Source organism: Pseudomonas sp. FYR_7 (assembly GCF_043106155.1).
Taxonomy (GTDB): Bacteria; Pseudomonadota; Gammaproteobacteria; order Pseudomonadales; family Pseudomonadaceae; genus Aquipseudomonas; species Aquipseudomonas parafulva_B.
On the sequence record NZ_JBICMI010000026.1, the window covers coordinates 65,648 to 77,757 of the forward strand.

Genomic DNA, 12,110 nt, shown 5'->3' on the forward strand with positions numbered 1-12,110 from the left:
CGTGTCGTCCTGGATCCGTATGCTTAGAAGTTCACGCCGAAGCTGAGGGCGAGGAAGTCGCGGTCATCCACGGTGCTGTACTTGCCGTCGAAGAAATTGGTGTACGACAGGCTGGCGGTGTAGGTGTTCTGGTACTCGGCATCCAGCCCCAGGCTGACCGCCTTGCGTCCCTCCTCGAAGTTGCCGCCAGGGCCTGGCGAATATCCGGAGACGTCATGGGACCAGGCCACGCTCGGCTTGAGGTTGACGCCTGCGAACACATCGTTGTAGTCCCAGATGACCCGGGCGCGGTAGCCCCACGAAGTGCTGGTGGTATAGCCGTCGTTCTCGCACTTGCGGTTCAGGTTGGCTGTCGAGGCACCGGCGCCTGCGCCACTAATGGTGCTGGTGTTGAGCGCCTGGCAGGTATTGGCCCCACCGGTGGCGGGCAACGGGCCGGGGCCGAACACCGGGTCGCGGCCGTAGCGTGTGTCGTAGGCGCTTTCCAGGCCGCCGACATGGGTCACGCCCACCTCGCCCACCACGGTCATGCGGCTGGCACCCATCACCTGGTCGAAGAAGTGGGTCAGGGTGGTCTGGAACTGGGTGACTTCCTTGCGCCGGTAGCCATGCAGGTCCTGGCCAGGCACGCCATCGAGCAGCGAAGCGTTGCTCAAGGCGCCGCCCAGCGGGCGCACACCGGCGAACAGGATGTCGGTGGTGTTGAGCTGCACAGGTGCGTTGGGACGGTAGCTGATTTCACCGCTCCAGGCGGTGCCGGTGGGCAGTGTGGTGGAGAAGCTCAGGCCATACAGGCGGATGTCCTCGGGGTACTCGACGAAGTACTTGGAGTTGCCGGCCACGATCAACGGTGCCAATGCACGCAACTGCGCTGGAAGGGTCGGGATCGCGGCGAAGACCGAAGGTGAGGCGCCGGTTGCGCTGAAGATCGGCGCACGGCTGTGATAGTTCATGAAGTAGGCGCCAAACTCGGTGTCCAGCGGCTCGAACATATAGCGCATGGCCACGCCGAACTGCCCGCTGTCACGGGCATCACGGTCGCCGCCACGGCGCACCATCACCCCTTCTTCGTTGAGGTTGACGCCGCGGGTGGCCAGGAACTGGCGAGCGGCGGCAGGCACGGTACGGCTGCTGTTGAGCACACGCAGGTTATCAGTGCAGCCGTCGGCAATGATGTCTGGTTGCGAGAAGAACGTGCCGCAGTTGTCGACGACGGTCTGGTCCCACTCGAGCTGGTAAAAGGCCTCGGCCGACAGGTTGTCGGTCAGGCTCTGGGAAACATAGAACATGTTGACCGGAATCAGGCCTTCCTTGATCTCGGCCCCTGGCCGGCGAAACGCCGACACGTCAATTGGGTTGACGGCATTGATGCCGCTGCCGATGAAGGTGCTCTCGCCCCAGCTGACCACTTGCTTGCCCAGGCGCACCGAGCCTGGCTGATCGCCGATGGAGTAGTTGTGGTAGACGAAGGCGTCGAGCAGCTCGGCACCCGAGGACTTGGCCCCTTCCTTGCGGTTGGAGTCGCTGATGTCCTTGAATTGCCGGCCCTCGTCCTTGAGTTCGAAGTCGTACCAGTACTTGCCGCGCACGAAGATGCCGGTATCGCCGTACTTGAGCTCCAGGTCGTGGATGCCCTTGAAGATCTTGGAGAAGGTCTCGCCCTTCTTGAAGTTGAGGTGGCCATCGTCGGACGTTTGCGAAAGGCCCTTGCCGCCGTTGTTGACCCCGATCAGGTTGCGGTTGGGACTGGCTGTCGACCAACTGGCGCCGATGGAGAGCGACGAGTCGAACTGGCCTTCGATTTCACCGATGTTGAAACTGACCGCGAAAGCGGGACTGGCAAGGGTGGACGCCAGGCTGACAGCCATGGGCAACCTGGCCCTGCGCCAGAACGGGTTTGCAGATTTCATCGACGCTACTCCATGTTCTTTTTTGTTATGGCAGTGGTGCTTTCAGGAATGGCCCGAACGACCGGTGTGCAAGACAGCGCCTGCTCACCCTCCCCTCCCGAAAAGCCCCTGGCCCCGACTATAGCCACCAAGGCACAGGCGCTCGATCCCTCTAAAGTGTGATTTGCGCTCCGTGCCGCCTGGGCGGTGCTGTGTGCTCCGATTGCGCCCCGGCCGTGCTGAAGAATGGCGCATTTGCGACATTTGGCAAGCACTGCTCCGCTCTGGCATGCGGGTTGGCCCAGGACAGATTGCCGCATGCCCGCTTTCACAGGGTGGACAGGAAGGCACTGTTACAGGCCTGCCACTCGATGATGTCCTGGCGGATGCGTTTCTTGTCGAGCTTGCCGACACTGGTCTTGGGAATTTCAGTAACAAGGGCGATCTGGCTGGGGATGGCCCACTTGTTGATGCGCCCCTGCTCTACGAACGGTTTGAGGTGTTCCTTTAGTGCCCTGGCGTCGATCACCTGGCCTTCGCGCACCACCACCAAGGCAAACGGGCGCTCGCCCCACTGGGGATCGGCCGCCCCTACCACAGCCACTTCCCGCACAGCCGGATGCCGGCTGATCATGTCTTCCAGGTCCAGCGAGGACAGCCACTCACCACCGGTCTTGATCACATCCTTGATGCGATCGCGGATGTCGATAAAACCCATGCTGTCGAGCGTGGCGACGTCGCCGGTGTGCAGCCAGCCGTTCTCCCACAGCGCCTGGCTCTTTTCCGGCTCCTTGAAATAGCCCTGCGTCAGCCACGGCGCACGTAGCACCAGTTCACCCTGGGTCTCACCGTCGGCTGGCAGGAAACGCCCTTCTGCATCGATGATGGCCGTTTCCACCAGCGGCACGGGTACACCGGCCTTGATGCGATAACTGATGCGCTCGTCTTCGGTGCCGGCCTGCAATTCGTCGTTGAGGTGCGCGGCACTGATTAATGGGCACGTCTCGGACATGCCGTAGGCCGCTGTCAGCTGAATGCCGCGGGCAAAGGCCGCATCGTAGAGCGAACGGTTCAGCGCACTGCCGCCGATGATGATTTTCCAGCCGGCGAAATCCACACCTGTGCCGTGGGGGCAGTTGAGCAGCATCTGCAGGATGGTCGGTACGCAGTGGGAGAAGGTGACCTGCTCTTCGCGCCACAGCTTGAGCAGCATCTCGGGCTCGTAGCGGCCCGGGTACACCTGCTTGATGCCCAACATGGTCGCAACGTACGGAATACCCCAGGCGTGCACGTGGAACATGGGGGTGATGGGCATGTACACGTCATTGCTGCCCAGCAGCCGCACGCTGTCGATGCTGCCCATGACCGAGGCTTCGGCCAGGGTATGCAGGACCAGTTGCCGATGGGTGAAATACACCCCCTTGGGGTTGCCTGTGGTGCCTGTGGTGTAGAAGGTGGTGGCGACCGAATGTTCGTCGAAGTCGGGGAAATCGTACTGCGTGCTCGCCCCAGCCAGCAGCTGCTCATACTCGCCGACCAGGTTGGGCAAAGCCGCATGGGTATCCACCCCGTCGGTCAACAGCACAGTGCGCTCGACAGTGGTCAACTGGCCGGCAATGGACTGGTACAGCTCGATGAAGTCACTGTTGACCAGCACCAGGCGGTCTTCGGCGTGATTCATGGTGTAGAGAATCTGGTCGGGCGAGAGGCGCACGTTGATGGTATGCACCACTGCACCGATCATCGGGATGGCGAACATGCACTCAAGATAGCGGTGGCTGTCCCAGTCCATCACTGCCACGGTGTCGCCGGCCTTCACGCCGGCTTCGCTCAGCACGTTGGCCAACTGCGCGATGCGCTGGCTCAACTGTGCATAGGTCAGTCGCACCTGGTCCCGGTAGACGATCTCACGGGTCTTTTCGTAGCGGCTGGCCGACATCAGCAGGCGCTTGATCAGCAGGGGGTAGGCGTAGGCGTCGTCGGCGGGCTTGAGGAGACGGGTCTGCAGCATAAATATCCCTTTTATTGAGGCGCGGGCTTGCAAGGCGTGGCGTCACTGTAGTGCGCGACTGCGCCGGTCAAATCAGCCGAAGGAATGATTTAGCCGGTGCAGCCTGCGGCTTCAGGCGTTGACGGGCGGCAAGCAGGGGCTGGACACTGATCCACAGGCGTCAACCAGACCTTCATCCCCTTTTGTTGAACCGGAGCCCACCTATGCCCAGCTCGCGCCATGCCGTTTTTCTCGACCACGACTCCCTGGACCTGGGCGACCTGGACCTGACGCCGCTGCACCGGTCGTTCGATTCACTGGCGCTGTTCGCCGCCACGACGCCCGAGCAGGTGGCCGAACGTCTTCAAGGCGCTGTTGCGGTGATCAGCAACAAGGTGGTGCTCGACGCCGCCTGCCTCCAAGCCAACCCACAGCTCAAGCTGATTCTGGTGGCTGCTACCGGCACCAACAACGTCGACCTGGCCGCCGCCCGGGCGCAAGGCATCACGGTCTGCAACTGTCAGGGCTACGGCACACCTTCGGTTGCCCAGCACACCTTGGGCCTGCTGCTGGCACTGGCCACGCGCCTGTGTGATTACAACAAGGCGGTGGCCGAGGGACGATGGGCCAAGGCCAGCCAGTTCTGCCTGCTGGACTATCCGATCGTCGAGCTGGAGGGCAAGACCCTCGGCCTGCTCGGCCATGGTGAACTGGGCGGTGCGGTGGCACGCTTGGCCGAAGCCTTCGGCATGCGCGTGCTGAGCGGGCAGATTCCAGGCCGGCCGAGCCGTGCCGACCGCCTGCCACTGGATGAACTGCTGCCACAGGTCGACGCCCTCACCCTGCATTGCCCCCTGAATGAGCACACTCGGCACATGATCGGCGAGCGCGAACTGGCCCTGCTCAAGCCCGGTGCACTGGTGGTCAATACCGCACGTGGCGGGTTGATCGACGAGCAGGCGCTGGCCGATGCATTGCGCAGTGGTCATTTGGGCGGGGCTGCAACCGACGTGTTGAGCGTCGAGCCTCCGGCAGACGGCAACCCCCTGCTCGAACCTGGCATCGAGCGCCTGATCATTACCCCTCACAGCGCTTGGGGGGCTGTCGAGGCGCGCCAGCGGATCGTGGGCCAACTGGCGGAAAACGCCCAGGCGTATTTTGCCGGGCAGGCACGCCGCGTGGTCGGCTGAGGCACAGTCGCGGCTCTGCTACACTGCGCGATTTTTCGGAGGCGTCGTCCATGGACCCGCGCAGTGAAGTGTTGCTCCGCCAGGCAGAGCTGTTCCAGGGCCCGCTGCTGATTGCCGGGGCCCCGCCCGATGGCCTGTTGGCCCAACTGCCCCAGGCCCATGCCTGGACCTGGCACGCAGGCGATCACGCCCTGCTCGAAAGCCGCTTTGTCGGCCGCTGCCACTGCGCGGTGGAGCCCCCGGCGGTGGACGTGCCCACTGCCGTGCTGTTTCTTCCCAAGTCGCGCGAGCTGGCGGCTTACCTGCTCACTACCCTGGCCGCACGCCTGCAAGGCGGCACGTTGTACGTGGTGGGTGAAAAACGCGGAGGGATCGAAAGCGTCGCGCGGCACCTCCAGGCTTTTGGCAAGCCGCGCAAACTCGACAGCGCCCGGCACTGCCAACTGTGGCAGGTCAGCGTTGAACAGGCGCCGCAGGCAGCCGCGCTGCACACACTGGCCAAGCAGTTCGAGCTGTCACTGCCAGACGGCCCCTTGCAGGTGGTGAGCTTGCCTGGCGTCTTCAGCCACGGCCGCCTTGACCGAGGTACGGCGGTGCTGCTGCGCCACCTGGAGGCGCTCCCAGAGGGCCACGTGCTGGACTTCGGCTGCGGCGCTGGCGTGCTGGGGGCGGCAGTGAAACGGCGCTACCCTGGCAGCCACGTGACGATGCTGGATGTGGATGCCTTCGCCGTGGCAGCCAGCCGCCTCACCCTGGCGGCCAACGGCCTGGAGGCCGAGGTCGTGCAAGGTGACGGTATCGATGCGGCCCCTTTGGACCTGGAGGTGATACTGAGCAACCCGCCATTTCACACCGGGGTCCATACCGATTACCAAGCATCGGAGAATCTTCTGCAAAAATCGGCTATTCACCTGCGAAAAGGCGGCCAAATACGCTTGGTAGCCAATACTTTCCTGCGCTACAAACCGATCATCGAAGCGGCGTTGGGCAACTGCCAGGTCCTGGAGGAAGCCGACGGGTTCAGGATCTACCAGGCAACACGCTGATAAAAACAGCGCTTGCCGAAACCGTTTCGCCTAGGCAGAATCCGCACCGTCCTAGGGGAGTAGTCTCCCGCGAGCGCCACGCTCGCCCGGTACGCGTCAACATACTTGGTCCACAGACCATGGCGCGTGCGACCCACCATGCAAACGTGCATGGCCAGGCCTGCGCAGACAGGTCCCGGGTTTGACAAGACCTATGACACGCACACCTTACCCGGGGCGGGGAGGTCGTACGTGTCATAGCCGTGTCGACCCGCCCCCGTAGGAATCCTGATGCTGGAATCTCTGCTGGTACCCACCGCAATCGTTGCCCTGGCCGAAATCGGCGACAAGACGCAGCTGCTCGCGCTCATCCTCGCTGCCCGCTTTCGCAAGCCCTGGCCCATCATTGCCGGTATCGTCGCCGCCACGCTGGCCAACCATGCCGCAGCAGGTGCCGTGGGCGCCTGGTTCGGCAGTTTCTTCAGCGACGCTGCGCTGCATTGGATCCTGGCCGCCAGCTTCACCGCCACGGCCCTGTGGACGCTGGTGCCGGACAAGATGGACGACGACGAAAACCCTGCGCGCCGCTTCGGACCGTTCCTGACCACGCTGATCGCCTTCTTCCTGGCCGAGATCGGAGACAAGACTCAGGTCGCCACGGTCATGCTGGCTGCGCAGTACCCTCACCTGATCATGGTCATCGTCGGGACCACGCTGGGCATGCTGATCGCCAACGTGCCCGTGGTGCTGGCGGGTAATTTCGCCGCGGACAAACTGCCGCTGACGCTGATTCGCCGCCTGGCGGCCGCCGCGTTCTTCGTGCTCGCGATCGTTGCGGTCTACACGGCCATGAAGGCCAGCGGCTGGGTGGGTTGAGGCACGGGCGGGCAGAGCGGAGCCTTCATGGCACTTGCTTGCCCGCCTGCAGCGGGCCTCAGGGCTTGGCCGCTGCCTGATACAGCGGCATGACTTTGGGGATGGCTGCCTGCAAGGCGGCAATACGGCTGGCCGAGGCCGGGTGCGTGCTCATGAACTCCGGTGGTGCCCCTTCTGAAGCCTTGCTCATCTTGTTCCACAGCGTGATGGCCGCGTTCGGGTCGTAGCCTGCACGCGCCGAGAGCTCGAGACCGATCAGGTCTGCTTCGTTCTCATTGGCCCGGCTGTTGGGCAAGGTCATGGCGTAGTTCACCACGGTGTCGGCCAGCGCCATGCTGTCCTGACCCAGGCCGAAGATGGCGCCTGCACCCTGGCGCGCCATTTCCACGCCGTAGGCTTTGGACATCGCTTCACGGCTGTGCTCGCGCAAGGCGTGAGCGATTTCGTGACCGACGACGGCCGCGATCTCGGCGTCGTTGAGCTTGAGCTGATCGATCAGGCCGGTGTAGACGATGATCTTGCCGCCTGGCCCGCAGTTGGCATTGAGCTCATCGCTCTTGATCACGTTGACTTCCCATTTCCACTGCGCAGCGTCCGGCCGGAACTGGGGCGCCTGGGCGATCAAACGGTTGGCGATGGCCTGTACGCGCCTGGCATCTGCACTGGATTTGTCGAGTAAGCCCTTGCTGGACGCTTCGCCCAGGGTCTGCTGGTACGACTGGGCGTACATGGTGTTGACCTCGTCGGGCGAGAGCATGCTGAACATGTACTGCTTGCGCTCAACGCCCACCGCACCGCCGCTGGTGGTGTTCACCCCTTGGCAGCCAGCGAGCAGGATGCCAGCGCTCATTAGGCTGATGACAAAAGACTTACGCATGGAAACACTCCTTTTTACATGCGCCGTATCCTAGGATGACTCATGGGTGGGCCGCCATAGCCGCAGGGAAGATTTTGCACACCCTCCCGCTGTGCGCGGCGAGCAACCGAGCATGCACTGGCACTCAGGCCGGGGTGAGGCACTCGGGCGCGTCCAGTTTCGGGTCGTTGACGAAAGGTGCCAGGGCCCGCTCGCGCAAGGGCACCGAGGGGCTTGCCAGCAATTCCTGCAAACGGATCAGCGGCGTCTGCGGGTCCAGCCAGGCAGCCTGCCCTGCTTCGTCCAGAATCAGGGGCCTACGTTGATTCATCGCCGCCTGGGTGACCACGGCGCAGCTGAGCCAGACTTGTTCCTGTACGGCATAAGCCTCCCACACAGCGGCGAAATACAGCGACGCCCCCTCGCCCGGTGTCAGCCAAAAGGGCCGTTTGCGCACGCTGCCTCGCCACTCATAGAAACCATTGGCCGGTATCAGGCAGCGTCGTTGGCCAAAGGCTTCGCGGAACATCGGCTGCTCGGCCAGCGTTTCGGCGCGGGCATGGGCGGGGGTGCGGGAAAGGTCGGTGAGCCACGGCGGCGTCAGGCCCCAGCGCGCCTTGGCCACTTGCAGCTGCCCGTCCAGCTGGCGCTGGATGAGGACGGTATTGCCGGGCGAAATATTCCACTGGGCGGGCTGCCCGGCGGGAAAGCCAGGCAGGCTGGCCAATGCTTGGGGCCAGCGGAACAGGGCGTAACGTCCACACATGAGGTAATTCTAAACCTAGCAGATCAAGGTACCGGGGAAGCTCTCCGGCTCGTCGCCAATCAGCGGCTGGGCGCCATTGTACGCATCGATCAACTGCCGTGCGTATTCGGCCTGTTCATCGGCCACCGACAAGCCCAGCAGCCCGTGCAGGGGCAATTCGCCGGTCGCCCCGACCAGGTCGCGGCCCACCAGGTGCGCCTGCACCCCTTCGCTGGCGAGCATACCGGCCAGCATTTCTGCTTCGAGCAGGCTTTCGGGTTCGTAGATACGCCTCATCACGCATCGTCCTCACGTCTGACATCGAGCATCCATTCGTCGTCATGCACCTGCAGCACGAACACGATCGGCTGACAGCACACCTGACAGTCTTCGGTGTACACCTGGTCGCCGCCAGACAGATCGACGGAGGTTTCCACCCGCTCGCCACAATAAGGGCAATCGTAGAACTCTGTTTCCAGCATCAGGGCCTCCACGACGAGTTATGCGTATAATTGCCGCTCTGTTTACAGGGCCACGTGCGTCCGAGCCGTTTTTCGGAGCCTGCCCGTACTTCATTATTACCCTAGCCGTTTCCAACAAGAGAGCATGATGGGCGAATTCGATGCCATCCGACCATACGACGACGCTGAGGTCCCTGGAGTTCTGGCACGCCTGCTCAGCGACCCGGCATTCCTCGATATCCTGACTCATTTTCGCTTCCCGCGTGCGGCCGGTGCCCTTGGCTGGCTGCTTAAACCGCTGATCGCCCGGCGCCTGCGCAAGGAGTTCGCTGGTGTGACCTGTGTATCGACCCTGCAGGACAAGGTCGAGCACTACGTTGATCGCACCATCGACCGCGCCACCGATGGCGTGACCTATTCGGGCGTGGAACAGCTCAAGGCCGGCACGGCTTATCTGTTCCTGGCCAACCACCGTGACATCGTCATGGACCCGGCATTCGTCAACTACGCGGTGTACCACGCCGGCCTGCCCACCCCGCGCATCGCCATTGGCGACAACCTGCTGCAAAAACCGTTTGTCAGCGACCTCATGCGGCTCAACAAGAGCTTCATCGTGCACCGCTCGATCACCGGCCGCCGCGAGAAGCTGGCCGCCTACCAGCTGCTGTCGGCCTATATCAATCACTCCATCGTCAACGACGCGACCTCCATCTGGATCGCCCAGGCCGAAGGCCGGGCCAAGGATGGCGACGACCGGACCGATTCGGCCATCCTCAAGATGTTCCACATGAGTCGAAAGGACGAGGCGTTCGGCGCGGTCATCCAGAGCCTGAACCTGACGCCGGTATCGATCAGCTACGAATACGACCCCTGCGACCAGGCCAAGGCCCGTGAGTTGTACATCCGCGCCACCACGGGTACCTACCAGAAGGCACCTGGCGAGGACGACCACAGCATCGCCAAGGGCATCACCGGCTACAAAGGTCGCGTGCACATCAACTTTGCACCGCCAGTGACCCAGTTCTACGAGGACACCAAGCAGCTGGCCGCGGAAATCGACCGGCAGATCCTCGGCGGTTATCGACTGTTCCCGGTGCATTACCTGGCCTACGCCATGTGGGCCGAGCAGGATGACACGCTGCAGGTGCCAAGCGCCGAGCAGGTGTTCCCTGCCGACGAACTGGCCAAGGCCAAGGAAGAATGGCAGCGCCGGCTGGATGCCTGCCCCGAAGAGCAACGGCCTTACTTGGTGTTGCAGTACGCGACGCCGGTGCGCAATCAGTATCAGGTCAGGCAGCAGGCACCGCTTGCTTGAGCATTGAGGGGGCGCTGTTGAACGCGAGCGTCCCGATCAGCATGAGCCCCCAATTTACTCAGGCCCAGGTGCTGACCCACGACAGCACCAGCGCACTGGCCAGGCAGGCGAAGCCCATACCGTAGCGCTGCCTGGGCACCCACCCTGCGAATCGCGCAAACGCCCTTTGCTGCTCCCCCAGCCCTTGCCGTGCATCGGCCGCGCTTCGCCTAGCGCTGTGCAACAGCAGCCCGCCTGGACACGTCAGCAGCAAGGCCAGCACATTGATGAGCTTGGTGGGATGGGCGGCAATCAGCCCCCAGAGCATGTGCATGGACATCGCGTCACCTCGGCGTAGACCTGAACAAAAGCCAGCATTCTACCCAACCCACCTGGCGCTGCCTGCACGGCAGCGACCGCGTGTCATTTAATTTCATCTGTCATCGGTTCGTCATCAGAACAGGCCACCCTGTCGTCCTTTCTCGAACCGGAGCTTGTCATGCTGCATGCTGAAAACCAGGACCGCCTCTACCTCGTTGCCCAGAGTGATGAGCAACAGGCGCTCGTCGATGGCCTGGCCATCAATGTGCAAGACCGTCAATGGCTGGTCTACTGCGCCCTGGGCGGGCATGCCCATGAGCACTGGCCCGAGGTGGATGCCCAGACCGGGATCAGCATGCTGGACCTGCGCATAGCGACGGCCTGATGCCGGTACGCAGCAGAAAAAAACCGCTGGCCGTCACCGGGCAGCGGTTTGGATGAGCCATTGAAGGCTATTGCGCCAGCACCTGACCGATACTCGGGTCCTTGAACAATCGGGTCAGCGCGTCGCTCAGCACATCGCTGACCAACTGGGTGTTGGTGTCCTGGTTCGGCGCCATGCCAAAGCGCTGGTCCAGCGAAGCGCCATAGCGACCGGTGTAGCGGCGACCATTGTTGGCGACGTCAGCACGGAAGGTGGCGCCGATGGTGGCTTCGGTCACGTACAGTTTGTCCTTGGGCGACTGGTACTTGAGCTCGGCCAGGGTAACGGTCAACTGGGGCGCGTTGCCTGCAGTGGTGGGCGTAAAGCCCAGCAAGCGCACGGCAGCCTCGGCCTGAGCCTGCAGCTTGGGCACCACCTGGTTGCCGCTGACACTGATGGTACTGGTTTCCGGGTACATGCCACCGCGAGTGCCCAGCGACGGTGAAGGCCTGCCGTCTACCACTCGCACCACCACCGGCTGCCCCTGCCCCACCGGGGTGAGTTGCGCCGTGAGCTTAGGCTGCGGATTGAGTTGTTGCGGGCTGTGGGCACAACCGACCAGGCTGAGGCTGGCTACGGTGATCAAACCGAACAACAGTCGTTGCAACATGCGCGATTCTCCAGAAAATGCGGCGATGGCGCACAGTATACCTAGCGGCAAGGGCCTGGCTACAAGCGGCGTGCACCGCTTGCACCCGGTACGTCCGAGGTTGTCACAAACGCTTAACCGGCAACGCTTAATGTGGCTGCACGCTCACCTGCACAGGACATCTGCCATGGTCTCGCTTTTGCACCTGCTGTTGCCTGCTCCTCGCCACACCGCCTACGCCCTGCTCGACATGAATGGCACGTGCCTGGCCTTCAAGCACTGCTCGCAAGTACCTGAGGGCGATGGCTGGGTGCAGGTGCACGAGGTGCAGCTTGCCTGGCTGGGTCATGCACTGCCGGACGGTGCCCGGGTTTGCAAGCCGACAAGTCGCCGCTGGCATCAACGCAACCTGGCTGCCTGAAAAACCCTGCAATAAAACCGCGAAATGGC

Annotated in this window: 14 protein-coding genes and 1 riboswitch; of the genes, 6 read left to right on the top strand and 8 right to left on the bottom strand. The window is 63.0% G+C overall.

Features of this window, described 5'->3' with window-relative positions; genetic code table 11:
• Positions 1-23 precede the first annotated feature (23 nt).
• The gene (locus ACF8R3_RS07440; RefSeq protein WP_058605863.1) at positions 24-1,910 is read right to left on the bottom strand and encodes a DUF1302 domain-containing protein; all 1,887 of its coding nucleotides are present in this window, start codon (positions 1,908-1,910) and stop codon (positions 24-26) included.
• 307 nt (positions 1,911-2,217) lie between these two features.
• Complete coding sequence (locus tag ACF8R3_RS07445) at positions 2,218-3,900, bottom strand: fatty acid--CoA ligase (protein WP_058639451.1); 1,683 nt, start codon at positions 3,898-3,900, stop codon at positions 2,218-2,220.
• A 203-nt stretch (positions 3,901-4,103) separates the two neighbouring features.
• Here ACF8R3_RS07445 and ACF8R3_RS07450 point away from each other — a divergent pair, with 203 nt between their 5' ends.
• From ACF8R3_RS07450 to ACF8R3_RS07460, 3 genes are all read left to right on the top strand, one after another.
• Entirely contained in the window at positions 4,104-5,069 is a 966-nt protein-coding gene (locus tag ACF8R3_RS07450; protein WP_078479099.1) for a 2-hydroxyacid dehydrogenase, read from the top strand.
• Between the two features lie 50 nt (positions 5,070-5,119).
• Positions 5,120-6,115 carry a class I SAM-dependent methyltransferase gene (locus tag ACF8R3_RS07455; protein ID WP_058639453.1) on the top strand — a complete coding sequence of 332 codons (996 nt, stop codon included), beginning with the start codon at positions 5,120-5,122 and terminating at the stop codon, positions 6,113-6,115.
• Positions 6,116-6,157: 42 nt separating this feature from the next.
• Positions 6,158-6,297: riboswitch (yybP-ykoY riboswitch) on the top strand.
• A gap of 88 nt (positions 6,298-6,385) precedes the next feature.
• Positions 6,386-6,970, top strand: coding sequence for a TMEM165/GDT1 family protein (locus tag ACF8R3_RS07460; protein WP_023534668.1), 585 nt, complete (start codon positions 6,386-6,388; stop codon positions 6,968-6,970).
• A gap of 58 nt (positions 6,971-7,028) precedes the next feature.
• Here the strand turns inward: ACF8R3_RS07460 and ACF8R3_RS07465 are convergent, their stop codons facing one another.
• The 4 genes from ACF8R3_RS07465 to ACF8R3_RS07480 form a co-directional block, all read right to left on the bottom strand.
• The gene (locus ACF8R3_RS07465; RefSeq protein WP_058605868.1) at positions 7,029-7,847 is read right to left on the bottom strand and encodes a M48 family metallopeptidase; all 819 of its coding nucleotides are present in this window, start codon (positions 7,845-7,847) and stop codon (positions 7,029-7,031) included.
• A 124-nt stretch (positions 7,848-7,971) separates the two neighbouring features.
• A complete protein-coding gene (locus ACF8R3_RS07470; protein WP_078479101.1) occupies positions 7,972-8,592 on the bottom strand; it encodes an SOS response-associated peptidase in 621 nt (206 codons plus the stop codon).
• A gap of 15 nt (positions 8,593-8,607) precedes the next feature.
• Positions 8,608-8,868, bottom strand: a complete 261-nt coding sequence (locus ACF8R3_RS07475; RefSeq protein WP_058605736.1) for a putative signal transducing protein — start codon at positions 8,866-8,868, stop codon at positions 8,608-8,610.
• On the bottom strand, positions 8,868-9,053 hold the full coding sequence (locus ACF8R3_RS07480; RefSeq protein ID WP_058605735.1) for a CPXCG motif-containing cysteine-rich protein: 186 nt from the start codon (positions 9,051-9,053) through the stop codon (positions 8,868-8,870). The genes ACF8R3_RS07475 and ACF8R3_RS07480 overlap by 1 nt, the downstream gene beginning before the upstream one ends.
• A gap of 127 nt (positions 9,054-9,180) precedes the next feature.
• On the opposite strand from ACF8R3_RS07480, the gene ACF8R3_RS07485 reads away from it, so the two are divergent.
• Positions 9,181-10,347, top strand: coding sequence for a 1-acyl-sn-glycerol-3-phosphate acyltransferase (locus ACF8R3_RS07485; RefSeq protein ID WP_196186340.1), 1,167 nt, complete (start codon positions 9,181-9,183; stop codon positions 10,345-10,347).
• Between the two features lie 58 nt (positions 10,348-10,405).
• Here the strand turns inward: ACF8R3_RS07485 and ACF8R3_RS07490 are convergent, their stop codons facing one another.
• Entirely contained in the window at positions 10,406-10,666 is a 261-nt protein-coding gene (locus tag ACF8R3_RS07490) for a hypothetical protein (protein ID WP_196142666.1), read from the bottom strand.
• A gap of 159 nt (positions 10,667-10,825) precedes the next feature.
• Between ACF8R3_RS07490 and ACF8R3_RS07495 the strand changes: the two genes are divergently transcribed.
• A complete protein-coding gene (locus ACF8R3_RS07495; protein WP_182140240.1) occupies positions 10,826-11,032 on the top strand; it encodes a hypothetical protein in 207 nt (68 codons plus the stop codon).
• Positions 11,033-11,099: 67 nt separating this feature from the next.
• Here ACF8R3_RS07495 and ACF8R3_RS07500 read toward each other — a convergent pair whose 3' ends face one another.
• A complete protein-coding gene (locus ACF8R3_RS07500) occupies positions 11,100-11,681 on the bottom strand; it encodes a YajG family lipoprotein (RefSeq protein WP_023534676.1) in 582 nt (193 codons plus the stop codon).
• Between the two features lie 166 nt (positions 11,682-11,847).
• On the opposite strand from ACF8R3_RS07500, the gene ACF8R3_RS07505 reads away from it, so the two are divergent.
• Positions 11,848-12,081, top strand: coding sequence for a hypothetical protein (locus tag ACF8R3_RS07505; RefSeq protein WP_058639458.1), 234 nt, complete (start codon positions 11,848-11,850; stop codon positions 12,079-12,081).
• Positions 12,082-12,110: the final 29 nt, after the last annotated feature.